Below are 22236 nucleotides of genomic sequence, written 5' to 3'. Positions count from 1 at the left end.
CAAGAAACACCTTGGTGGGGTGAGGTCCGGAGCGCGGGGCATACAGAGGCTGCGAGCGAAAGACCGTCCGTCGCGGGCACCCCATCTGACAGGTACCTTCTTAACGACTGTCCCGAAAGGACTACCGCCGTTATGGCCAAGATCATTGCATTTGATGAAGAGGCACGCCGCGGCCTCGAGCGGGGCCTGAACATCCTCGCAGACGCCGTCAAGGTCACCCTCGGCCCGCGTGGACGCAACGTCGTCCTCGAAAAGAAGTGGGGCGCCCCCACGATCACCAACGATGGTGTTTCCATCGCCAAGGAGATCGAACTGGACGACCCTTACGAGAAGATCGGTGCAGAACTGGTCAAGGAAGTTGCCAAGAAGACGGATGACGTCGCTGGCGACGGTACTACCACTGCAACCGTCCTCGCCCAGGCACTGGTGAAGGAAGGCCTGCGCAACGTTGCCGCCGGCGCCGACCCGCTGTCCCTCAAGCGCGGCATCGAGAAGGCTGTTGAGGCAGTCATCAGCGAACTGCTGGCCTCCGCCAAGGAGATCGAAACCAAGGAAGAGATCGCCGCTACGGCTTCCATCTCCGCCGGTGACCCGGAAATCGGCAGCCTCATCGCCGAAGCCCTGGACAAGGTGGGCAAGGAAGGCGTCATCACGGTCGAGGAATCCAACACCTTCGGCCTGGAGCTCGAGCTCACCGAGGGCATGCGCTTCGACAAGGGCTACATCTCCGCTTACTTCGTCACCGACGCAGAGCGCCAGGAAACGGTCCTCGAAGACCCGTACATCCTGATCGTCAACTCCAAGATCTCCAACGTGAAGGAACTCGTCACGGTTCTGGAGAAGGTCATGCAGTCCAACAAGCCGCTGCTGATCATTGCCGAAGACATCGAGGGCGAAGCCCTGGCCACCCTGATCGTCAACAAGATCCGTGGCACGTTCAAGTCTGTCGCCGTCAAGGCTCCGGGCTTCGGTGACCGCCGCAAGGCGCAGCTGGCCGACATCGCCATCCTCACCGGTGGCCAGGTCATCTCCGAAGAAGTTGGCCTCAAGCTCGAAAACGCCGGCCTGGAACTCCTCGGCACCGCCCGCAAGGTTGTTGTCACCAAGGACGAGACCACCATCGTTGAAGGTGCCGGCGACGCCGAGCAGATCGCAGGCCGTGTGGCCCAGATCCGCGCCGAGATCGAGAACTCCGACTCCGACTACGACCGCGAGAAGCTGCAGGAGCGCCTGGCCAAGCTGGCCGGCGGCGTTGCAGTCATCAAGGCCGGTGCCGCAACCGAAGTTGAGCTCAAGGAACGCAAGCACCGCATTGAGGACGCAGTCCGCAACGCCAAGGCTGCTGTTGAAGAAGGCATCGTTGCCGGTGGTGGCGTAGCCCTCATCCAGGCCGGCGCCAAGGCATTCGCCAACCTCACCCTCCAGGGTGACGAGGCAACGGGTGCCAACATCGTCAAGGTTGCCATCGACGCTCCGCTGAAGCAGATCGCCTTCAACGCCGGCCTCGAGCCCGGCGTTGTGGTGGACAAGGTTCGCGGCCTGCCTTCCGGCCACGGCCTGAACGCTGCCACGGGCGTCTACGAAGACCTTCTGGCTGCCGGTGTGAACGACCCCGTAAAGGTCACCCGCTCGGCTCTCCAGAACGCTGCTTCCATCGCTGGTCTGTTCCTGACCACCGAGGCTGTAGTTGCCGACAAGCCTGAGAAGAAAGCTCCGGCCGCCGGCGGCGACGACATGGGCGGCATGGGCGGCTTCTAAGCCCCCACGCTGTAGCAATACAGCGCCCAAGCGTCACGCTTTAGAGCAAGCGACGGCGGTCCCCACCTGGTGGGGGCCGCCGTTTTGCTGTGTGGTGGGGCTCCTATCACGGATTCAGTGTCGGTGGGGTCTGGCAGGATTAAGATCATGACGATTATTGCTGCCGCCGATGGGTCCGCCCTCGGCAATCCTGGGCCGGCCGGTTGGGCCTGGTACGTTGATGACTCCTGTTGGCGCGCAGGAGGTTGGCCGCACGGCACCAACAACCAGGGTGAACTCATGGCCGTCCTGGATCTGTTCCGTTCCACGGCACATGTGCCGGAGGAGGACTTGCTGATCCTCTGCGACAGCCAGTACGTCATCAACTGCATCAGCAAGTGGATGCCGGGATGGAAGCGCAAAGGCTGGCGTAAAGCCGACGGCAAGCCTGTGCTGAACGTGGACCTCCTCAAGGACATCGACCAAGCGATAGTTGGCCGAAAGTACAAATTCGAATGGGTCAAAGGGCACGCCGGACATGACCTCAACGAGGCTGCCGATGAGCGTGCACGCGCCGCAGCGACGGCCTACCAGCAGGGTGTCGCGCACCGCAGCGGCCCTGGGTTCCCTGGCGCCCCGGGGCTGGGAGACGCGAAAGGGCGGGACCAGGCGCAGCTGCAGTCGGCCCCTCTGGAACAAACACGCAGCCGGGCTGCAGAGCCCGTGGTTGCACGGGCAGCGGCTGCCTCTTCGGGGTCGGCGAACGTTCCCGGAGCAACAGTTGGTTCCGCTCCATCGAAGGCCGAACGCAGCACCCGCCCCCATTTTGAGCCAACGCTCTTTGGCGAGGCCGGGATCTTTGGCCAGCCTGATCTCTTCAGCGAACTCGAGGATGCTTCCACCCAGGAGCTCTCCGCCGAGGAGACGGTGCTGGCCTTGGAACGGGAACTCCTGCGGCCCGACGTTCGTGCTGACATTGGCAGGATCGGCGTGCTGCTCCACCCCGACTTCGCCGAGATTGGCAGTTCGGGACGGTTCTGGACCCGGGACGCCATGATGATGGCTTTGGAAGAGGAACCCGGCGAACCCACTGACCTGGAGCTGCTCAGTGCGGACCGTCTCAGCGAGAACACTATCCTGCTGAACTATCGCAGCCTCGCCCACACGGGTTCAGCGCTGCGGAGCTCCGTTTGGATGTTGGACCGTGGCCAATGGCGGCTCCGGTTCCACCAGGGGACCTTAGAGAGCTAGGGACTCCGGAGAGCCAAGGACTCTGACCCGCCAACTCATGACCTGCAGGGCCGGCATGCACAGGGGGAAGACAGCCGGCCCCGCAGGAGCTCATGGGTGGGATCGTTAGTAGGCGAAGCGCTGGGTGTTTCCCTGCTCCACCTCGGAGTAACTCGCTGCGGCCGAGGACAGTGCCAGGTTGATGGATGCCAGCGAGGCTTCAACTTTGCCCTGGGTGATGGACCATTCAAGGACCAATGACTGGAAGTTGGTGGCGGCAGATCCGCGCCACGTTGCCTCGAGTTCGTCCAGTCCCCGTTTCATGGCCAGCACATCAGAGCTGATGCGATCCACGGTTCCTTTGACAGTGGCCGACTTGAGCTGAAGCAGCTCGGTATCGACGGAAATGACGCTCATGGGTGGTGCCTTTCGACGAAGATGTTCCGCAGGATGCGGTGGGATGCGTGGGCCACACCATTGAGCCTAGGCACCCGCCTGCAGCCCCGGAACACAGCTTTGCCGCTATGTGGACAACTCCCGGATGACACAGTTATGTGGACAAACAGCGCACATCAGACGACTGTGAACCCGGGACGGCACTAGCTGGATACCAGCTCGGCCGGCTCCTCATGGAACGGAAGGCTGACCACCATAGTGGCCCCGCCGCCGTCGGTCTCCGTGACCCGCACGGTACCGCCGTGGGAGCCCACGATGGCGGCAACAATCGCCAGACCCAGTCCGCTGCCACCGGTCTCCCGGGTGCGCGACGTATCCGCGCGGTAGAACCGTTCGAAGATCTTGTTGGTTTCCGCATCAGGAATACCCGGCCCGTGGTCGCGGATCTCTATCACAGAGAACGATCCCTCAGGCGTAGTTCGAACGCCGACGGCAAGTTCGATGGGGCTTCCGTCCGGTGTGTACCTCAACGCGTTGCCCACCAGGTTCCCAATGACTTGGCGCAGTTTGGCTTCGTCGCCTTGGACAGGAGCAGCAGTGGGGGAGGCGCCGTCGAGTCCTGTGAGCGTGATGCTCCGGTCCCCGGAGGAGGCCTTGGTGTCCACCATGGCGTCGTGGGCGAGGAGTTGCAGGTCCACGGGCTTGAGTTGAAGCGGCCGCTGCTCGTCCAAGCGGGCCAGCATCAACAGGTCTTCCACCATGGAGCCCATGCGCTTGGCTTCGCTTTCGATTCTGCCCATGGCCATCGCGATGTCTTCCTGCGACGTCAGGGCGCCGTGGCGGTAGAGCTCCGAGAAGCCACGGATGGTCACCAAGGGCGTGCGCAGTTCATGGGAAGCATCCGCCGCGAAGCGACGCATCCGCCCCTCGGAAGCCGCACGGGCCGCAAAGGAGGCCTCAATGTGCGCGAGCATGGCGTTCAGCGAACCGCCGAGCCTGCCGACTTCGGTGTGGGGATTGTCGATGTCCACACGCCGGGAGAGATCTCCCGCAGCGATGGCAGCAGCCGTCTTTTCCACCTTGGCCAAGGGGCGGAAGGACCGGGCCACAGTCCAGGTGGCGATGAAGAAGGCCAGTACCAGCGTCAACAGACCTACGCCTACCACTACCAGGACAGCGTGCTCCATCACTTTGTCCACCGGGGTGAGCGGCAGCCCGATGATGACCACGCCGTTTTGTCCATTGGCCACCACACCTACAGCTACTACACGCCAGTTGGTGCCTGCTGTGCCCCTGACCTGGAAGGGGGTATTGCCACGCTGTTTGGCCTCGGTCGAGGTGATGTTGGAGATTGCGGGACGGTCAGTCTGGCTGCCGCCGAACGGGTACGGATCAAGCCCGGGGACATACAGCGTCAGCGAGTAGTCCGTGGGCACGGCGGAGTCGTTGGGCGCGGTGGGGTTGGGCTGGGACAACTTGTCAAAGGACTGCTGGTCCTGCGCCAGCGCTACCGCGGCCTTGAGTTTGTCATCCACCTGGCCTTGCAGGTAGCTCTTGACGAGCGTCAGCGTTCCCGCGCCTGTTGCCGCCAGGGCCAACAGGAGCAGGCCCATGATGATGGCGACGAGCTGCGACCGCAGGGACGCCGATTTCCAGCGTTGCAGCAAGGTCAGCGCTTCTCTGCCGTTCGCAGCACGTAGCCCACGCCGCGCTTGGTCTGGATCAGGGCGGCGGCATCGGGATCGATGTCCACTTTGCGGCGCAGGTAGGAAATATAGGACTCAACGATCGACGCGTCACCGTTGAAGTCGTATTCCCAGACGTGGTCCAGGATCTGGGCCTTGGAAAGCACACGGTTGGGGTTCAGCATGAGGTAGCGCAGGAGCTTGAACTCGGTGGGGGACAACTCGATCACGGTGCCGCCGCGGCGGACCTCGTGGGCGTCGTCGTCGAGTTCAAGATCGTCGACGCGGATTACGGCGTCGTCATCTTCCAGCGGTTGGGTGCGGCGGAGGACTGCCCGGATTCGCGCCACTACTTCGTCGAGGCTGAAGGGTTTGGTGACATAGTCATCGCCGCCGACGGTCAGGCCTGTGACTTTGTCCTCGGTGTCGTCCTTCGCGGTGAGGAACAGGACGGGGAAGTGCTTGCCTGCGCCGCGGAGGCGACGCGTTACCGTGAAGCCATCCATGTCAGGGAGCATGACGTCCAGGACGGCGAGGTCCGGTGCGTGGAGGTCGGCCGCGGCGAGGGCTTCTCGGCCATTGGACGCGGCAACGACCTCGAAACCTGCAAAACGCAGGGACGTGGAGAGCAGCTCGCGGATGTTGGGTTCGTCATCGACGACAAGGAGCTTGGCTTCGGGGCCGTTCTTTTTCATGACATCCATGATGCTCCCAGAAACTGGGAGTTATCTGGACGCTGCATGTGAGCGGACTGCGTGGCTGGTTACGCCCCCAGTGCCAAGCCCGCCCCCAGCGCCACCATGGTCACGGCGATGCCGCCGTCCAGGAACCGCCACGACAGGGGCTTTGCAAAGAAGCCGCGGAGAAAGCGGGCACCGAAACCCAGGGAGCAGAACCAGAGGATGCTGCCCAGCATGGCACCGGCCCCAAACCACCATTGCTGGGGCGTGCCCTGCGCGCTGGCTATTGAACCCAACAGGGCGATGTCCAGGTAGACGTGCGGGTTGAGCCAGGTCAGCGCCAGGACGGTGGTGACGGCTGCCGCGAGGCCGCGTTTCGCGCCGCCGTCGTGGGCTGATCCCTCGCTTGCAGTCAGCGATTGCGGATGCAATGCACGCTTGGCGGCCATCAGGCCATACGTCACCAGGAATGCGGCACCCACATAGCGGAGGACGACGACGGCGGCAGGGGCTGCCGTAATAAGGGCACCGGTGCCAAGGACGCCGGCAGCGATCAGTATGGCGTCGGACAATGCGCAGACGGCCACGATGGGGACGATGTGCTCGCCGCGGATACCTTGTCGCAGCACGAACGCATTCTGCGCGCCGATGGCGACAATAAGGGCAAGGCCGGTGGCCAGGCCGAGGCCTGCGGAGTGGAAGAAGTCGATAAAGGTCACTCTTCGAAACTACGGTTCGGCCCATGTTTAGACCAGCTAATGATTCTGATGCCACGTAAGATTCCCTTATGCCCCAGTTTCCTTCCGAACAGTTGCTGACCTTTGCCACCGTCCTTTCCGAAGGGACGCTCGATGCAGCAGCGCGACTCCTGCACATCACGCCCTCAGCGGTGTCCCAGAGATTGAAGGCCCTGGAGCAATCTGCGGGTCGTGTCCTGCTGCAGCGGAGCAACCCGGCCAAAGCTACCGAAGCGGGCGAGGTGGTTCTCCGCTTGGCCCGACAGGTGGCGCAGCTCGAAGCGGATGCAGGAAGGGAACTCGGGCTGGGTGCGGACGGGGCGCAGCTCGCCGTGCCCATTGTGGTCAACGCGGACTCGCTGGCGGTGTGGTTCCTGCAGGCGCTGGCGGGCGTCCCCGACATTCTCAACGTCACGTTCGACCTCCACCGGGATGATGAACAGCATTCAACGTCCCTGCTGCGCTCCGGTACGGTCATGGCTGCGGTGACGGCGACCCCCGAGCCCGTGCAGGGGTGCCGTGTGGAAAGCCTGGGTATCATGCGCTACCGCGCCGTCGCAGCGCCGGACTACGTGGACCGGTGGTTCCCTGATTTCCCCCGAGGACTGGACGGAGAAGCCCTCAATGCAGCCCCTACGGTGGATTTCGACCGTAAGGACACCTACCAGTGGGCCTTTGTGCAGTCGTGGCCGGGGGCAGCCGGAAAACCAGTGACGGAAGGGCGCGGGCCCCGCCACTATGTTCCGGCCTCCCACGATTTCGGTGACGCGATCCGGCTTGGCCTGGGTTGGGGTCTGATCCCGGAGGTCCAATGCGGCCCCGATATTGCCGACGGCCGCCTCATTGAACTTGCCCCGGAGAGACCTTTTGATGTCCCACTCTATTGGCAGCGCTGGAAGACGGCTTCCAGGGTATTGGACGTTCTCAGCGATACGGTGCGTGAAGTATCCGCGCGGTACCTCAGCCCCGCCTGAACGAGGCGAAATCCGAACACGCCCAAGGATGCTTCCAAAAATGTCAGTGCCCCGTTCCACACTTAAAACATGGCAAACACAGCAGCTCCAGTCAGCATCCACCAGCATCAGGACACGGCGGACATCGAGTTCCACGTGACCTACCTCGACAGCGAGACGGGCAGGGTCAGGCGTGAGGACTTCCACGACCTCACAGCCGCCGAGCGCTTCGCCAGTGCCCAGCTTCGTGACGAGAATTGCTGGGCAGTGGTGGACCGCGTCACCGTCCAGCACACCCGCCGGATGGTTGCTTAGGCGCGGCACGCCTGCATTATTCAGGCCGGTTCCCCGAATGGCCGCCATGGACAAACGGCGATGACACGCCTTGGTACTTCAGCAGCATCATCATTCCTTCAGCTGCATGATCCAGATTGTGGCAGTGGTCCATCCAGATCCCGGGGTTATCGGCGTGCAGCAGCAGCTCCCACACTTCGCCTGGCAGTACATCGACGGTGTCCAGGACAAGTGGCGACCCCGTCGGTACTACACCGTTCCTGCTGAGCACTTGGACATGGTGGCCGTGGGGATGCATCGGGTGGGGGTCCGCGGTGCGGTTCACCACCGTCACTTTCACGGTGTCACCCAGAGCCACATCGATGGACGGAACCAGCGGGTACGCCGCCCCGTTGACCGTAAAGGCGTAGCGCGGGATGCCGTTGACAAAGCGGAACTGCCGATCCAGCACAACCACCTCTTCCCGGGTGATGGCCACGCCATCTGAACCAGCCTTCTTGCCAACCAATGGTTTGCCATATTCCAGCAGGTCGAGCACAGGGGTGGTGTTGAAGACACCCGTCGGGGCTTTCCCAGGAACGCTCATCTCAGCCGCGCCCGACCCCGGGACACCCGATGGAGCTATCACAACAACAGCGCTGGACGCGGAGTCGGAGCGAAGAGCCACGGGCCGGTCCGTCATGGTGAAGGCGATGTCCACCCTGCCACCCGCCCCCAGGCGCACCAGCTTGCCGGACACCTCGCCAGGTTGGTTCACCTCGGTCCCGTCCACCGCCACCGCCCTGAAGGACGTCCCCTCCACGAGGTAGCGCTGCGGCAGGGAATCGGTGTTGATGAGCCGCATCCTGACGCTCGATCCCGGCGCGGCCGAGTACATGCTCTTGCGGTCTGAGGAGCCCAGCAACCCCAGACCGCTGAGGTCGTGACCGGCCACCACGATGTCCATTTCTGCGCGGGACACTGTGGGATCGTGCACGACGAAGGCGCCGTAGAGGCCCTTGCGGACCCCCTCGGCTGAGTCCTGGTGGGTGTGATACCAGTAGGTGCCGGCTTGGGCGGCCGTAAAGCGATAGGTCATGGACTGCCCGGGCATCACCGCATCCTGGGTTGCACCGGCTACTCCGTCCATGGCATTGGGGACGTCGTACCCGTGCCAGTGCAGGGTGACACCGGCAGCCACATCACGATTTTTGAGCTCCACCTCCATCACCTCGCCCAACGTGGCTTCCAATGCGGGGCCCGGAAGGCTGCCGAACGTCCAGGCTTCCGTGCGCTGGCCGGACGGCAGCGTCACCTGCTCCACCCGGGCCGTGAGTTCATAGCGCCGCAGCACGGGATTGGCAGGGGACTCGCCCAGAAGGCTGGTCACGGGCGTCGGATCCGCAAGGGTGGCGTTGCCACCCTCATGATGCCCAACGGCGGCCGCGATCACCGCACCGTCCGCTGACCGGCTCCCCAGCCAAGCAAAGACTCCGGAGCCCAAAGCGGTACACGCCATGAGCCCGGCTACCGCGGCAGCCGCCGTCGGACGCCTGCCCCATGGGGGAGGGCCGCTGGTTCGATCCTCAGGTCCTGGCGCAATGCCGCCCTCAACTCCCCTTTTTGACCGGTTGAGGCCGCGGGGGTTCAGACGGCGGGGGCTGGGGCGGTGGGGCGTGAACAGCGCGAGCTTGGCCAGCAGCACCGTCAAAGCCATCAGCGACAGCAGCACCGCGAGGCTCCACGGTGCCGGGAAGGGGCCGAGGATGAACGTCAGGGCGAGGGAAGCCACAGCCGATGCCGCTGCTGCCACCATGGCCAGGACCGTCCACTCCCGGGACCAGGCCGTTTTTCCCCGGCCCGGGCGTGCCGGTTTTGTCCCATCAAGTGAGGAGCCGGTGTTCCGCCTCCTCAGCAAGTACGGAACACCGGCCAGCGCGGCCCAAGCCGCGGGGATGGCGGTCAGAGGCAGGTTGATGGTTGTGCGTTCGCTGGCAAACCACCAACTCCCGGCCACCAAAGCAGGAAGTAAGGCATAACGCGCCACTGTCAGTGCGACGGCGGCAACCACCACCAGCACGCCCAAGCCGGCTGCCCGTGACGTGGCCATATCGCGGTTGGTGGTGGACCTGGTTGAGGAAGCAGTCAACCAAACAGTCAACCAAACAGCGGTGATCCAGGCGCCGGCCGAGAGGACGGACAACACCAGGTCAACCGCCAGCAGCTGTGAGGTGGTCACAGCTGCCGCTGGTCAGGCTGTGGTGGGCGACGTTGAAGCATCCGGGGATGCAGCTTTGGGAGGCAGCGGTTGTGGGTTGAGGGCTGCCGCCCGGGCGCGGTTGAACAGCCAATACGACATGAAGATCATCATCACGCCGACGATGGGGTGGATTGAGACCACCCACGAGCCCGCCGGGGTGATGAATTCCGGCGAAGAACCGGTCAGCATGCCGCCGATGATGAAAATGAACAACTGGAGCCACGTCAGCAGGAAAATGCCTGCAGCCAACCAGATCGTCCGGGATCCCATCCGGGCAATGGCAGCGACGATGGCGGCCAGCAGTGCTGAATAGCGGAGTACGTACTGCCCGTTCACCGCGTGGTAGACGCCCGCTTCACGCTGGGCTTCGATGGTGTTCTGGAAATGGAAGTATCCGGCGAAGAACAGCTGTGCGAGTGCTGACAGCAGGACGATCGCGGAGAGGACCAAGAGGGCTTTGCGCATGGGGAATCCTCTGGTGGAATTTCTCAGATTCTTCTAGGCCTTCGAACCGCCGGCTCCCTGGCTGCGGGCTTCCCCCACCGCCGACGGCTGGCCGCCTGGATGCCTGGACCGGGGGCAACCATTAAGGGCGGAGAGCTTCACTTGGAATCGTAAAGTTGCTGGAGATGAATAGCAAGGGTTTGCCGCTTCACGCCAGCGCTTTTACTGTTCCTGCCCCACATCCTTGCCCACATCCTTGGCATCCATGATCCGGTAGGCGTAGCCCTGTTCGGCCAGGAAACGCTGCCGTTTGGCAGCGAAATCCTGGTCCAGGGTGTCACGGGCCACCAACGAATAGAAGCGGGCAGCGCGGCCGTCCTGCTTGGGCCGCAGGAGCCGGCCCAGCCGCTGTGCCTCTTCCTGGCGTGAGCCGAACGAGCCCGACACCTGGATGGCCACTGACGCTTCCGGAAGGTCGATGGAGAAGTTGGCCACCTTGGACACCACCAACGTGTGGATCTCACCCTTGCGGAAGGCGTCAAAAAGTTTCTGCCGTGCTTTGACGGTGGTTTCGCCCTTGATCAGGGGAGCGTCCAAGCGCTCGGCGATCTCATCCAACTGGTCGATGTACTGGCCGATCACCAGCAGCTGTTCGCCTTTGTGGACCGCTACGAGGTCTTCCACCAACTTGGTCTTGGTTTCCGAGGTTGCGCAGAGCCTGTACTTGTCCGCGTCATCGGCCATGGCGTAGGCCACCCGTTCGTCGCGGGGCAGATCCACGCGGACTTCCACGCAGTCTGCAGGTGCGATGTAGCCCTGCGCTTCGATGTCCTTCCACGGTGCGTCATACCGCTTGGGCCCAATGAGGCTGAAGACCTCACCCTCACGGCCGTCTTCCCGAACCAAGGTGGCCGTGAGGCCAAGGCGGCGCCGGGCCTGGAGGTCGGCGGTCATGCGGAAGATCGGGGCGGGCAGAAGGTGGACTTCGTCGTAAATGATGAGTCCCCAGTCGTGCCCGTCCACGAGCTCCAGGTGCGGATACAGCCCGCCGCGCTTGGTGGTGAGGACCTGGTAGGTTGCGATGGTGACAGGGCGGACTTCCTTGACGGCTCCGGAATATTCGCCGATCTCGTCTTCGGTCAGGGAGGTCCGCTTGAGCAGCTCATCCTTCCACTGGCGGGCAGAGACGGTGTTGGTGACCAAGATCAGTGTGGTGGTGGAGGACGTCGCCATTGCGGCCGCACCCACCAGCGTCTTACCGGCACCACAGGGGAGTACGACGACGCCGCTGCCGCCGGCCCAGAAGTTCTCCGTAGCCAGCTTTTGGTACGGGCGCAGCTGCCAGCCACTCTCGTCCAGCATGATCAGGTGGGGCTGCCCATCCACGTACCCGGCCAGGTCCTCGGCCGGCCAGCCGAGTTTGAGCAGCAGCTGCTTCAATTGGCCCCGCTGCGAGGAGTGCACCACCACGGTTTCGCCATCGATTCTGGGCCCCAGCAGGGGAGCGATCTTCTTGGCACGGATGACTTCCTCAAGCACGGGGTAGTCGTCGGTGCGCATCACCAGCCCGTGCTGGGCATCTTTCTCCAGGCGCAGCCGCCCGTAGCGGGACATGGTCTCTGCGATGTCGATCAGCAGGGCGTGTGGCACGGGGAAGCGGGAGTACTTCAGCAAGGTGTCCAGCACCTGCTCGGCGTCCAGCCCCGCGGCCCGCGCGTTCCAGAGGCCCAATGGTGTCAGCCGGTAGCTGTGCATGTGCTCGGGGGCGCGTTCCAACTCTGCAAAGGCCGCGATCGCGTGCCGGGCCTCGGTAGCGAGCTCGTGGTCCACTTCCAGCAGGATGGTCTTGTCACTTTGTACGATCAGCGGACCGTCGGTCACTGTTGAATCCTCACTTGCGCAGCATCACGGCGCGGTTTTCATGAACGCAGTTCGCCTGCGGGTTCCACATCGATGATCCGGTGGATGGACAATACCCGTTCGGTGTCCTTCGCGGGGTCGAACACCCTGACACGTCCACCGGAGACGGATACAGGAACAACGGTTTCAGTGTTGGCATTCCCCAGGCTGTCCACCACATTCATGGTGACAGCCTGTTTGAGCCGGATGGCCGTTTGCAGGGTCTCCAGGCCAAGCTGCGTGGACGCTTCGCCCGCCGCTTCGGACCGCACTCCGCGGTGCTGCCGAAGGACCGACAACTGTGCATCAACGTCGTCGTCCGGGGGAGCCGTCCGCGGCGCGGTGTAGACAGGGCGGGCACTGCCCGGCACCGCTGTTGTCCGTTTGAAACGCACGACGGCGGGCTCGGCCTCTTGCACGGCCGGGGAAAGTCCCAGCTCGCGCAGCACTCGTGCGGTTTCCCGGGGGCTGGCTGAGGATGTCAGGACAGTCGGTGCGATGCGTACCAGGCTCAATGCCGATGTACGGGCCTCGCGCAGCAAATCGGTGATGGCAGTTTCGTCATCGCTTTGGATGAAGCTGGCACTGGTGCCGATCCGCAAGCGGCCATGCCGGGACGCCGTGTCCTGGACAAGGTACGCCAAGGGCTGCGGCACGTCCGTGGCCGAGTGCTCCCGAAGGAATGCCAACAGCGATTCCGCATCCTGTCCGGCGTCGAGCGCCCTGCGGATGGTGGCAGCAGAGAAACGGTAGATGGACGCTGGGCCCTGGCCCTCGGCGTCTGCCATCAACAGCAGTGTCTCACTCAGTTCCGGAGCCAGGTAGCCGGGGGCCACGGCGGTGAGGTCGGCCTGCAGGAGGATGTGGTTCACTGCGGCGGGCAAATGCTCGCCGAGGATGGTCATGGCCTGTTCGGGTTGGCCGTCGGCAATGGCCGCACCCAACTGCGTCAACGCACCGGAGCCCATCAGGCCCAGGAGCGTGGCTTCCTCAAGAATGCCGCGGACCAGCGAACTGAACCGCCGGGACATCCGCGGCTGCGACCATTCAGCCCGCTGCAGGACGGCCCTGGCGTCAAGGACGGGCGCTTTCCCATCCGGAGCGGCGGCTTCGGCCGTGAGTTCGTGCAGGATCTCGAGGACGCGTCGTCGGACCACCGGGGCATCAGGCCGCTGCGCTTCCGCGGACAAGGCATTGATGGTGGTCCCGGCGGCGCCCTGATGGGAGGCCGACGACGCGGGACCGGTAAGGGGCTGGCCCACCAGAGAAGGTGCACGCTCGCTGGCCAGCCAGGCATTGACCAGCCAAAGCCACTGTTCCTGCCGGGGGAGGTTGAGCCACTCCAGCGACGGCGGCTGCACCCACGTGGAGCTGTCCACGTCCAGGCGGAGCAGCCCGGCCATGGCGCACAACTCCAAGAGGACGGCGGTTTCATGGACGCCCATGCGGATGGACTCGGCAAGGCGCCGCAGTTCGCGCACACCCACACCACCGCTCCGGAGGGTAGCCAGGGGTTGTTCCCGCACAGCGAACAGCAGCTCGCCGGTCAGCCGCAGAATCTCCGCGATGGCCCCCATGGCAGCGTTGCGGCGCAGGGCAGCACTGGTGTGGCCCAACTCGGGAACCGGTGGCGAGAGTGTGAAGTCATCCACAATGGCGCCGCCGCGAAGCGCAAGGCCTACACTGTGGGGCAGTTCCACGTGGCCTGCGTCCAAGGGGACCAGCAAGCCACGCGCCAACAGCCAGTCGATGGGCCCGACGTCGTGGCTTTCGTGGGTGACCGACGCCCGCCGCTGTGCCTGGGGTACTGCGCCCATGGCCCAACTGCCGAATTTATCCAGCAGGCCGACGGTCCGGTCCGGCGCGGTGGCCAGGATGGCTCGCAGGTTCTCCGGTGTTGACGTCCAGCGCTGCAGGGCGAGCGCGGCATCCATGGGAGTGCTGGCGGGGTGGATGCCGGCGCCGCTTTGATGGAGTTCGGCTACCAACTGCACTACCCGCTGGGCAAAGGCCGGCTGCAGCCGAACCAGTTCCGTGTAACTCCTGCCAAGGCCTGCCGGGTAGATGCCGATGACATCCTTCAGGCTGCCCACAGGAAGGTAGAAACGCTGCCGGGAGGAGGTGGCCGGTGATCCGGCGGGTGGATCGGCACGGTGGATGAGGGCCAGCTCCTGCAGCTTGGCAAGGATCGGGTCCAGCGCCGAAAGAGTGGAGCCGGCAATGACTTTCTTCAAGCCGGCTGCTGAAATGCTGTGGCCTGTATCGGCGTTGGTGCACAGATGCAGTGTCTCCAGGACCTGCATTTCGGGCTTGTTCAGCCGTTCCAGGGCCCGTTGCACACTGACACGGGCGCTTGCCCTTGCTGCCAGGGCCGCGAAGTCCGGCGCCATGGGGGAGATCAAGTCCGGTCGCGCAGCAAACAAGGCCCGCAGCGAATCGTCGCTGCGCGCTTCCAGTTCCTTGCTGAGCGCGCGAATGAGGGACATCAATCCAACGTTACCGCCCCTGGGCCGCTGGTGCCTGCCGGCAGCTCAGATGGTTATTGCCGGCGGCGCTGGCGGACAGCGTCCAATACCAGGACCACTGCCAGCATGAATGCTGCGGGCAAGCCGTAAAGGGCAGTCGACGTAATCCATACCGGGGCCGTTCCGCTGTTATAAGCGATTGCCATGACGGCACCGACGGCGGCCAAGGAGGCCACAGCGATCACGGCGGCGATGATCATGAGGGGGCGGCGGTAACCCGGGGAAGTCATGTCCCCAACGCTAGCAGCAGCGCCGGAACGGGAGGTATTGCTGCGTCATTGCCGCCCTTTGGGTGCAGCTCCTGCCCTCTGTGATCGCGGCGTGACCGCGGCAAGGCGGGAATAGCGGGCCGGGCAGGATAACCTTGAAGGAACAGACCAACACGGACCGGGCTGTCACCCTCGATCCCGCAGAACCCTGCGGATGCGGTGTCTGGCCCGACGTGTCTCCCACAGCAAGAAACGAAGAAGGTTGATTACGTGCCTACCGGCAAGGTCAAGTGGTATGACAAGGAAAAAGGCTTCGGATTCCTCGCGGCTGAGGACGGCCAGGAAGTTTTCCTGCCCAAGACGTCCCTGCCTGCGGGCGTAACGGAGCTCAAGGCTGGAACCCGAGTGGAGTTCGGCGTGGCCGATGGCCGCCGCGGAGCACAGGCACTGGGGTTGCGCGTCCTGGAAAAGACGCCGTCCCTTGCCAAGGCCAAGCGGATGAACGCCAAGGACCTCGCCCCTATGGTGCAGGACCTTGTGACGGTTCTGGACAACCTTTCCGGTTCGTTGTCCTCCGGCAAATACCCGGACGGCAACAAGGCCAAGGCCATCAGCCTGGCGCTGCGCAAGGTTGCCGACGAGCTGGAAGCCTAGGACCGGCCATGACATCGGAATCCGCACAGGAAACAAAGGCCGGAAGGGGCGCCCAGGCAAACCCTGCAGCCGGCCCTGACGCTGCCCGGGCTCCTGGCATCGGGGAAGCCCCCGCGCGGAAGCCGGTTGCGGACAAGCCGCGCGCCGGGTTGCCCGTGTGGCGCACCGGCAAGCCGGATGCCTTCCTCGCTGCCGCCGTCGAGGTTGCCCGTGAGGCAGTGGAGGGCATTGCCAACCCTGGCGAAGTCGGGGCACACCTCGGTGCCAAGTCGGAGGGTGACCGTGTGGTGACCCACCTGTTTGAATCCAGGCTTGCCGGTTACGGCGGGTGGCAGTGGTACGCCGTGGTGACCCGCAACTCGCGGTCCAAGATCGTCACAGTGAGCGAGCTTGGCCTGCTGCCCTCCGAGGACTCCATCCTGGCGCCCGAGTGGGTTCCGTGGGCCAAGCGTGTCCGTCCCGAGGACGAGACGCCGTTGGTGGAGGAAACCGTGGAGGACGTCACGGAAGAGTCCGTGCAGGCGGACGAAGACGAGGCGACTGAGCCCGCTGAGGATGCCGACGACGCGGACGAGTCCGACGATCCTGACGATGACCACGACGAAGCCGGGGCTGAATAAGCATTGCGGAAACCCGGGGTGACCAAAGTAGGGGCGGACGCTGATGTCCACCTTTAGGTCACTCGGAATCCTCAACTACCGCATCTGGTTTTTCGGTGCCCTGATCTCCAACATCGGCACGTGGATGCAACGTACCGCGCAGGACTGGTTGGTCTTTGACCACCTGACCGCGCACGACGCCGGAGCCATGGGTATTACCTTGGCCCTCCAACTGGGTCCGCAGCTGTTCCTTGCCCCCTGGGCCGGGCTGCTGGCCGACCGCTACAGCCGGCGGAAACTGCTCCTTATCACCTTGATAGCCATGGCGCTCCTGAGTACGGGCCTGGGCATCCTGGTGTTGTTGGGGGTGGCTGAACTTTGGCACGTCTATGTCTTCGCGTTGCTGCTGGGCATCGTGACGGCCCTGGACGCTCCCGTCCGCCAGACTTTCGTCTCCGAGCTGGTTACCGACGAATACCTGCCCAACGCCGTGGCCCTCAACAGTGCCTCCTTCAATGTGGCCCGGATGATCGGGCCGGCCGTCTCCGGTGTGCTGACGGTGGTGGTGGGGCCGGGCTGGGTGTTCCTTATCAACACTGTGTCTTTTGTTGCCATGCTCTGGGCGCTGAAGCTCATTCCGGCGTCTTCGCTCCGGGTCCAGCCCCGGGCTGCGGCGGGCAAAGGGCGGATCCGCGAGGGCCTCCGCTACGTCCGCAACAGACCCGATATCCAGGTGGTCCTGGCAGCGGTCTTCATTGTGGGCACCTTTGGGCTCAACTTTCCCCTCTTCATTGCCGCGATGGTGGGCACCCAGTTCGGGATGGACGCCGGCGCTTTTGGACTGCTGAATTCGGTCATGGCCATCGGATCCGTGACGGGTGCCCTGCTGGCTGCCCGACGCGGTCGGCCCCGCCTGCGGCTGATCTTCATTGCCGCCGGGGGATTCGGCGTCGCCAGCGCGTTGGCGGCACTGGCCCCCAACGCCATGCTCTTCGGACTGGCCCTGGTTCCCTGTGGCCTGTTCGCCCTGACACTGATCACCAGCGCCAACGGCTACGTGCAGTCCACCACCGAAGCTGTCATGCGCGGGCGGGTCATGTCCTTGTACATGGCCATCTTCATGGGTGGCACTCCCATCGGGGCGCCGCTGGTGGGGTGGGTGGCCAATGTTGGCGGGCCGCGGTGGGCCGTGGGCGTTGCAGCGTTGGCCGGCGTCAGCGCCGCCGTCGTGGGCTTGGCCTGGATCATCCGGGCAAAGCAGCTGCGGCTGCGTTTCGACCGCCGTGCCCGTGGCCTGCGCCATTTCCGGGTGGAGTCGTTGCTGGCCCGCCCGGTCACCGACGAGGACGACGACGGCGGCACGGGGCAGGTTCGTTAGTCAGGCCCTCAAGGGCCGTGGTGTTAAACTGCAGCGGCGCCGTCCGGAACATTCCGAACGACGCCGGCTGACAGCCTGTGGTGCTACTTCTTCAGTTCGCCAACCACGTAGTCGATGCTGGCAAGCAGGGCGGAAACGTCGTCCGGTTCAATGGCGACAAACGTCGCGATGCGCAGCTGGTTGCGGCCAAGCTTGCGGTACGGCTCGGTGTCCACCACACCGTTGGCGCGCAGGACCTTGGCGATGGCTGCGGCATCAATGGAGTCGTCGAAGTCGATGGTAGCGATGACGTTGGAGCGGTCTTCGGCGTTGGTGACGAACGGCGTCGCGTACTCCGAGGCCTCGGCCCAGGAGTAGATGCGGTTGGCGGAGTCTGCCGTGCGCTTGCTGGCGAAGTCCAGGCCACCGTTGCTGTTGAGCCACTGCACTTGGGCGTCCAGGGTGACCAACGTGGACAGGGAAGGCGTGTTGTACGTCTGGTTCAGCTTGGAGTTGTCGATAGCCGTCTGCAGGTCCAGGAAGTCCGGGATCCAGCGGTCGCTCGCCTTGATCCGTGCCGCACGCTCCAGTGCGGCGGGGGAGAAGAGGCCCAGCCAGAGACCACCATCGGAGGCGAAGTTCTTCTGCGGGGCGAAGTAGTAGACGTCAGACTCTGCGACGTCGACATCCAGCCCGCCGGCAGCAGACGTGGCGTCCACCAGGACGAGGGCGCCTTCGTCAGCCCCCTCGACGCGCTTGACGGGGGCGGCCACGCCGGTTGACGTTTCATTCTGGGGCCAGGCGTAGACGTCAACGCCGGCTTCGGCCTGTGCCACCGGGCGGGTGCCGGGTTCGGACTTGATGATGGAGGAAGCATCAAGGAACGGTGCCTTGTTGGTGGCGGCGGCGAACTTTGAGCCGAACTCGCCGAAGGAGAGGTGCTGTGCTTTCTTCTCTACCAGGCCGAAGGCGGCGACATCCCAGAATGCGGTGGAACCGCCGACGCCGAGGACAACTTCGTATCCTTCGGGTGCACGGAAGAACTGGCTGAGGCCCTCCCGGACCGAACCCACAAGGTTTTTGACCGGAGCTTGGCGGTGGGACGTGCCAAGGATGGTGGACGACGCGGCAGACAGGGCCTCGATCTGTTCCGGACGGACCTTGGACGGTCCTGCGCCGAAGCGACCGTCCTTGGGCAGCAGATCGGTGGGAATGGTGATGCTGTTGTCGCTCACGTGTGGCTCCAATGGGTATCGGCTAGAGATGGGTCGTGGCAGGTGGCATCAGGTGCCCCTTCGACACCCCAATTCTGCCTGACCCGGCGCGGAGGCGGGAACCTGTGGCCGTCATAGTCCGCCACGTGGAACGCAGGCCCACCATATGCGACCGGAATTATCCAGAGTAATTCCAAATAAGCTAGGCTGGTGGTTGGCGTTCATGGGGCGGCGGTGTACACCGCCCACCCGGCAAGGGACGCGGTACGGTGGAGATTACGCAAGGAACTGCGTTCGAGGAGAGCTGAGCTGGATGACGGATCTGATCGATACCACTGAGATGTATCTTCGGACCATTTTGGAGCTTGAAGAAGAGAACATTGTGGCTCTCAGGGCCCGCATCGCCGAGCGGCTGCGGCACTCCGGACCCACTGTTTCCCAGACCATCGGACGCATGGAGCGCGATGGCTTGGTGATTGTTTCCAATGACCGTCACCTGGAACTGACCGAAGCGGGGCGGAAACGCGCCACCGAGGTGATGCGAAAGCACCGCCTCGCCGAGCGTCTCCTGGCTGATGTCATTGGCTTGGACTGGGCCTATGTCCATGACGAAGCCTGCCGCTGGGAACACGTGATGAGCGAGCGCGTGGAGCGCCGGCTGTACGAACTCCTGGAGCACCCCACCGAATCCCCATATGGCAACCCCATCCCGGGCCTTGAAGCCCTCGGTGGCCTTGCCAGCCAGCCGTTCCCCCGCCTCGACGTCAACCTCCTGCAGGCCATGGACGGCTATGCACCGGATTCCCGGGTGGCAGTTACCCGCCTTGCGGAGCCCATCCAGGTTGAGCCTGAACTCCTTACCCAGCTGGATGAGGGTGGTATCCGCCCCGGCGCGGCCGTCTCGCTGGAGCGCGTAGGCGAGTACATTTCAGTCCGGGTCCCCGGCATTGAGGGTGCACTGGAACTTCCGCCCGAGGTGGCGGCGCACGTCTTCGTCTCCGTCGGCTGAGGCACCCTTCCCTTCACCCGGTGTCATATCTCACTTTTGAGCTCCAAGCGCGCGTGTGACCTGCAGTTTTTCAGGATTAGTGATAAGGGGCAGCCGCGCCACGCCTGTTCCTGTTGATAACGAATTTATTACTGCGAGCCTTAATCGCCTATAGTTATCTACTAGCGCTGATACCAAAGCGTTACCTGTTCCGGAGCCGAGCTCTGCCAGCGGAACAGGTGTGCCATCCACCACTGGCAGAGGCGGGGGAACCACAAGCGGCTGTCTAAAGAAGCAGCCTTGGGGTGAAGTCCGCAGCAGAAGTGCCCATTACGCAAGTCCCTCTTGGGATACCTGTGTGCCGTGAGCGCTTCGTGCGGACCGGGTCTTTGAACTCTCTGACCCGAATCCGACAGCTAACTTCGCAGGCTTTTTAGAGAGGAATAGAGTTTGACAACGCAGAACGTCAGGGGCCGCCGCCGCGCGTCCGGCCCCGCTGCTGAGCTGCGGCCAGCCCGCGTCGTATCGGAGATCCGGCCACGCGACACCGAACGCCAGGTGCGTCGCCGTAAGAGCCCGTTGCGCCAGGTTGCCGATTTCGCCGCAGCCAGTGGTGTAGGGCAAAAGGCCGGAGTTGCGCTTGCCGCCACCGGACTTGCCCTGACTGTCGGTCTGCCGGCCACCAGCCCGGTAATGGCAACCTCGGAATCCGGTCAGACCGAGTCGGCCCTGGCCGTCACCGGGGGCAGCCAGCCCGAGGTTTCCGCCGCTGCATCAGCCAAGATCGACTTCAGCCGTGCTGCGGTAGCTACCGCCGCCGACCCCGACGGCAAGCTGAAGCAGCTGCTCAGTGCGCAGTCCGCCGACAGCATCCAGCGTGCCTCGTCCACGGGCACCATGGCCAGCCCCCTGGACACCCTGACCACGGCTTCCCCGTTCGGCTACCGCATCAGCCCCCTCACAGGTGGTGCCGGTGACTTCCACCGCGGCCAGGACTTCGTGGCCCAGTGCGGCACGGCCGTCCATGCTGCGGCCAGTGGCAAGGTCACCTTTGCCGGATGGCACGAGTACGGCGGAGGCAACCGCGTGGTGGTAGACCACGGCAACGGCCTTGAGACCACGTACAACCACTTGTCGTCCTTCACCGTCAAAGTAGGCCAGACGGTCAGCCGCGGCGACACTGTAGCGCTGAGCGGCACCACGGGCGCCTCCACCGGCTGCCACCTCCACTTCGAAGTACAGGTCAACGGTGAAGTTGTTGACCCCATGGGCTGGCTCTAAGTCCAGTTGATGGTTGTCTCTCGCATTCGTGACACACCCCGTGACCTGAATGTGACATTCGCGTTCAACTGTTGTACCGTACAAAGCGCATCGGCTTTTTAGGGGGCCGGTGCACTTGAGTGGATTGCCTAGCTCTGCCACCACTCGAGGTCCGTTCGCATAAATCGTCTGGCAGGGGCGGGGGAACCACTTCTGGTCTTCGCAAGAAGGCCTTGGGGTTAAGTCGCAAAGCTTCCTTGAAGCAGCGTGGCCGGATGACTCCCATCCGAATCCGACAGCTCACCTCGCAGGCATTGGGAGAGGCTACCTTCGTGTCATCACGCACTACCCCTGCGCGCCACCGCGCCGAATCGGTTCGTACGAACCCCTTGAACACGCTTTCCAAGGCTGTTTCATCCAACGCCGGTACCGTTGGCCGCCAGGCCGTCGTCCTGGCAGCAGCCTCAGGCCTCGTCCTCAGTGTCGGTCTGCCGGCCCAGGCAGCGGACACCGACGTTTCCAAGTCGGAAGCCTCCAGCACCCAGCAGATGGTCACCACTGCGGTAGTCACCGCAGAGCCCACCGCCACCGTTTCCTTCGAGAGCCCCGTAGTGGCCACCAAGGAAGCTCCCAAGGTTGTGCAGCGCGCTTCGCAGACCACCCAGCGCACCGCGGCCAACGGCAACCAGGCCACCGCAGGCGCCGTGACTGCGAAGTCGTCCGAAGCCAAGGATGCTGCTTCCAGCGCCGCCGCTTCCGGCCTCGCCGCGATCGCCTACACCGGAATCGGCCACCCTTACGTTTGGGGCGGCACCACGCCCAACGGATGGGACTGCTCCGGCTTCACCCAGTGGGTCTACGCGCAGGCCGGCATCAGCATCCCGCGCGTCAACGCCTGGACGGCCATGAAGCCCACCAGCACTCCTGTCCCCGGTGACCTGGTCATGCAGAACGGCGGAGCACACGTAGGCATCTACGTTGGCAACGGCATGATGATCAGCGCATTGAACCCGGGACAGGGCACGCTCCTGCACTCGGCTGCCTCCACGGGCACGTCCTCCTTCTTTACCCTCCGCTAGAAACAATCCGGTTCGGGGTTCGCCAGCATGCCCCCAAGTGCTGGCGCGCCAATGAGC

The 22236-nt window shown here is 64.0% G+C and carries 20 protein-coding genes and 2 riboswitches; of the genes, 10 read left to right on the top strand and 10 right to left on the bottom strand.

All coding sequences use genetic code 11. From position 1 onward, the window contains the following. The first annotated feature begins 132 nt into the window (after positions 1 to 132). A complete protein-coding gene (gene groL, locus WBN73_RS17305) occupies positions 133 to 1758 on the top strand; it encodes a chaperonin GroEL (RefSeq protein ID WP_337340908.1) in 1626 nt (541 codons plus the stop codon). 147 nt (positions 1759 to 1905) lie between these two features. Beyond that, positions 1906 to 2988 (top strand): ribonuclease HI family protein, encoded by a 1083-nt coding sequence (locus WBN73_RS17300; protein ID WP_337340907.1) that lies wholly within the window; start codon positions 1906 to 1908, stop codon positions 2986 to 2988. 105 nt (positions 2989 to 3093) lie between these two features. Here the strand turns inward: WBN73_RS17300 and WBN73_RS17295 are convergent, their stop codons facing one another. The 4 genes from WBN73_RS17295 to WBN73_RS17280 form a co-directional block, all read right to left on the bottom strand. Continuing rightward, positions 3094 to 3384 (bottom strand): WXG100 family type VII secretion target, encoded by a 291-nt coding sequence (locus tag WBN73_RS17295; protein WP_207596565.1) that lies wholly within the window; start codon positions 3382 to 3384, stop codon positions 3094 to 3096. Between the two features lie 182 nt (positions 3385 to 3566). After that, entirely contained in the window at positions 3567 to 5030 is a 1464-nt protein-coding gene (locus WBN73_RS17290) for a sensor histidine kinase (RefSeq protein ID WP_337340906.1), read from the bottom strand. A gap of 2 nt (positions 5031 to 5032) precedes the next feature. Continuing rightward, entirely contained in the window at positions 5033 to 5743 is a 711-nt protein-coding gene (locus WBN73_RS17285; protein WP_337340905.1) for a response regulator transcription factor, read from the bottom strand. 68 nt (positions 5744 to 5811) lie between these two features. Further along, positions 5812 to 6447 carry a LysE/ArgO family amino acid transporter gene (locus WBN73_RS17280; RefSeq protein WP_337340904.1) on the bottom strand — a complete coding sequence of 212 codons (636 nt, stop codon included), beginning with the start codon at positions 6445 to 6447 and terminating at the stop codon, positions 5812 to 5814. A 68-nt stretch (positions 6448 to 6515) separates the two neighbouring features. On the opposite strand from WBN73_RS17280, the gene WBN73_RS17275 reads away from it, so the two are divergent. Both WBN73_RS17275 and WBN73_RS17270 read left to right on the top strand, forming a co-directional pair. Then, positions 6516 to 7439, top strand: coding sequence for a LysR family transcriptional regulator ArgP (locus WBN73_RS17275; RefSeq protein ID WP_337340903.1), 924 nt, complete (start codon positions 6516 to 6518; stop codon positions 7437 to 7439). A 69-nt stretch (positions 7440 to 7508) separates the two neighbouring features. Further along, complete coding sequence (locus WBN73_RS17270) at positions 7509 to 7733, top strand: hypothetical protein (protein ID WP_207596569.1); 225 nt, start codon at positions 7509 to 7511, stop codon at positions 7731 to 7733. A gap of 16 nt (positions 7734 to 7749) precedes the next feature. On the opposite strand, the gene WBN73_RS17265 is transcribed toward WBN73_RS17270, so the two are convergent. From WBN73_RS17265 to WBN73_RS17245, 5 genes are all read right to left on the bottom strand, one after another. Beyond that, on the bottom strand, positions 7750 to 9930 hold the full coding sequence (locus WBN73_RS17265; RefSeq protein ID WP_337340902.1) for a multicopper oxidase family protein: 2181 nt from the start codon (positions 9928 to 9930) through the stop codon (positions 7750 to 7752). Positions 9931 to 9942: 12 nt separating this feature from the next. Next, positions 9943 to 10416, bottom strand: a complete 474-nt coding sequence (locus tag WBN73_RS17260; protein WP_207596571.1) for a hypothetical protein — start codon at positions 10414 to 10416, stop codon at positions 9943 to 9945. A 201-nt stretch (positions 10417 to 10617) separates the two neighbouring features. Further along, positions 10618 to 12276: a DNA repair helicase XPB gene (locus WBN73_RS17255; protein ID WP_337340901.1), complete on the bottom strand. Its 1659-nt coding sequence runs from the start codon at positions 12274 to 12276 to the stop codon at positions 10618 to 10620. Positions 12277 to 12314: 38 nt separating this feature from the next. Continuing rightward, positions 12315 to 14780, bottom strand: a complete 2466-nt coding sequence (locus tag WBN73_RS17250; protein WP_337340900.1) for a helicase-associated domain-containing protein — start codon at positions 14778 to 14780, stop codon at positions 12315 to 12317. A 53-nt stretch (positions 14781 to 14833) separates the two neighbouring features. Further along, positions 14834 to 15049 (bottom strand): hypothetical protein, encoded by a 216-nt coding sequence (locus WBN73_RS17245; protein ID WP_207596574.1) that lies wholly within the window; start codon positions 15047 to 15049, stop codon positions 14834 to 14836. A gap of 249 nt (positions 15050 to 15298) precedes the next feature. On the opposite strand from WBN73_RS17245, the gene WBN73_RS17240 reads away from it, so the two are divergent. From WBN73_RS17240 to WBN73_RS17230, 3 genes are read left to right on the top strand one after another with little or no spacing between them, the layout of a single operon-like run. Beyond that, on the top strand, positions 15299 to 15682 hold the full coding sequence (locus WBN73_RS17240) for a cold-shock protein (RefSeq protein ID WP_089593906.1): 384 nt from the start codon (positions 15299 to 15301) through the stop codon (positions 15680 to 15682). Positions 15683 to 15690: 8 nt separating this feature from the next. Beyond that, positions 15691 to 16302, top strand: a complete 612-nt coding sequence (locus WBN73_RS17235) for a DUF3027 domain-containing protein (RefSeq protein WP_280627084.1) — start codon at positions 15691 to 15693, stop codon at positions 16300 to 16302. 43 nt (positions 16303 to 16345) lie between these two features. After that, positions 16346 to 17659 carry an MFS transporter gene (locus tag WBN73_RS17230; protein WP_337340899.1) on the top strand — a complete coding sequence of 438 codons (1314 nt, stop codon included), beginning with the start codon at positions 16346 to 16348 and terminating at the stop codon, positions 17657 to 17659. Positions 17660 to 17742: 83 nt separating this feature from the next. On the opposite strand, the gene serC is transcribed toward WBN73_RS17230, so the two are convergent. Beyond that, positions 17743 to 18873: a phosphoserine transaminase gene (gene serC, locus WBN73_RS17225; protein ID WP_337340898.1), complete on the bottom strand. Its 1131-nt coding sequence runs from the start codon at positions 18871 to 18873 to the stop codon at positions 17743 to 17745. A 292-nt stretch (positions 18874 to 19165) separates the two neighbouring features. Between serC and WBN73_RS17220 the strand changes: the two genes are divergently transcribed. The 3 genes from WBN73_RS17220 to WBN73_RS17210 all read left to right on the top strand — a co-directional run bounded on the left by WBN73_RS17220 (position 19166) and on the right by WBN73_RS17210 (position 22179). Continuing rightward, positions 19166 to 19861: a metal-dependent transcriptional regulator gene (locus WBN73_RS17220; RefSeq protein ID WP_207596578.1), complete on the top strand. Its 696-nt coding sequence runs from the start codon at positions 19166 to 19168 to the stop codon at positions 19859 to 19861. Between the two features lie 211 nt (positions 19862 to 20072). Next, positions 20073 to 20286: riboswitch (cyclic di-AMP (ydaO/yuaA leader) on the top strand. A 4-nt stretch (positions 20287 to 20290) separates the two neighbouring features. Then, a complete protein-coding gene (locus WBN73_RS17215) occupies positions 20291 to 21121 on the top strand; it encodes a M23 family metallopeptidase (RefSeq protein WP_207596579.1) in 831 nt (276 codons plus the stop codon). A gap of 146 nt (positions 21122 to 21267) precedes the next feature. Beyond that, positions 21268 to 21428: riboswitch (cyclic di-AMP (ydaO/yuaA leader) on the top strand. A 4-nt stretch (positions 21429 to 21432) separates the two neighbouring features. Continuing rightward, positions 21433 to 22179, top strand: a complete 747-nt coding sequence (locus tag WBN73_RS17210) for a C40 family peptidase (RefSeq protein WP_242703539.1) — start codon at positions 21433 to 21435, stop codon at positions 22177 to 22179. The last annotated feature ends 57 nt before the right edge of the window (positions 22180 to 22236 follow it).

It is taken from the genome of Paenarthrobacter sp. CCNWLY172 (assembly GCF_037402035.1).
Classification (GTDB): Bacteria; Actinomycetota; Actinomycetes; order Actinomycetales; family Micrococcaceae; genus Arthrobacter.
The sequence above is the reverse complement of the archived record's forward strand: the minus strand, read 5'-3'. Positions and strand labels throughout refer to the sequence as shown.

Excerpts from the sequence above, each read along its gene's own strand:
- WBN73_RS17260 (WP_207596571.1), bottom strand. The coding sequence starts at position 10,416 with ATGCGCAAAGCCCTCTTGGTCCTCTCCGCGATCGTCCTGCTGTCAGCA.
- WBN73_RS17245 (WP_207596574.1), bottom strand. The coding sequence starts at position 15,049 with ATGACTTCCCCGGGTTACCGCCGCCCCCTCATGATCATCGCCGCCGTG.
- WBN73_RS17275 (WP_337340903.1), top strand. The coding sequence starts at position 6,516 with ATGCCCCAGTTTCCTTCCGAACAGTTGCTGACCTTTGCCACCGTCCTT.
- WBN73_RS17285 (WP_337340905.1), bottom strand. The coding sequence starts at position 5,743 with ATGAAAAAGAACGGCCCCGAAGCCAAGCTCCTTGTCGTCGATGACGAA.
- WBN73_RS17270 (WP_207596569.1), top strand. The coding sequence starts at position 7,509 with ATGGCAAACACAGCAGCTCCAGTCAGCATCCACCAGCATCAGGACACG.
- groL (WP_337340908.1), top strand. The coding sequence starts at position 133 with ATGGCCAAGATCATTGCATTTGATGAAGAGGCACGCCGCGGCCTCGAG.
- WBN73_RS17235 (WP_280627084.1), top strand. The coding sequence starts at position 15,691 with ATGACATCGGAATCCGCACAGGAAACAAAGGCCGGAAGGGGCGCCCAG.
- WBN73_RS17300 (WP_337340907.1), top strand. The coding sequence starts at position 1,906 with ATGACGATTATTGCTGCCGCCGATGGGTCCGCCCTCGGCAATCCTGGG.
- WBN73_RS17230 (WP_337340899.1), top strand. The coding sequence starts at position 16,346 with ATGTCCACCTTTAGGTCACTCGGAATCCTCAACTACCGCATCTGGTTT.
- WBN73_RS17250 (WP_337340900.1), bottom strand. The coding sequence starts at position 14,780 with ATGTCCCTCATTCGCGCGCTCAGCAAGGAACTGGAAGCGCGCAGCGAC.
- WBN73_RS17220 (WP_207596578.1), top strand. The coding sequence starts at position 19,166 with ATGACGGATCTGATCGATACCACTGAGATGTATCTTCGGACCATTTTG.
- WBN73_RS17295 (WP_207596565.1), bottom strand. The coding sequence starts at position 3,384 with ATGAGCGTCATTTCCGTCGATACCGAGCTGCTTCAGCTCAAGTCGGCC.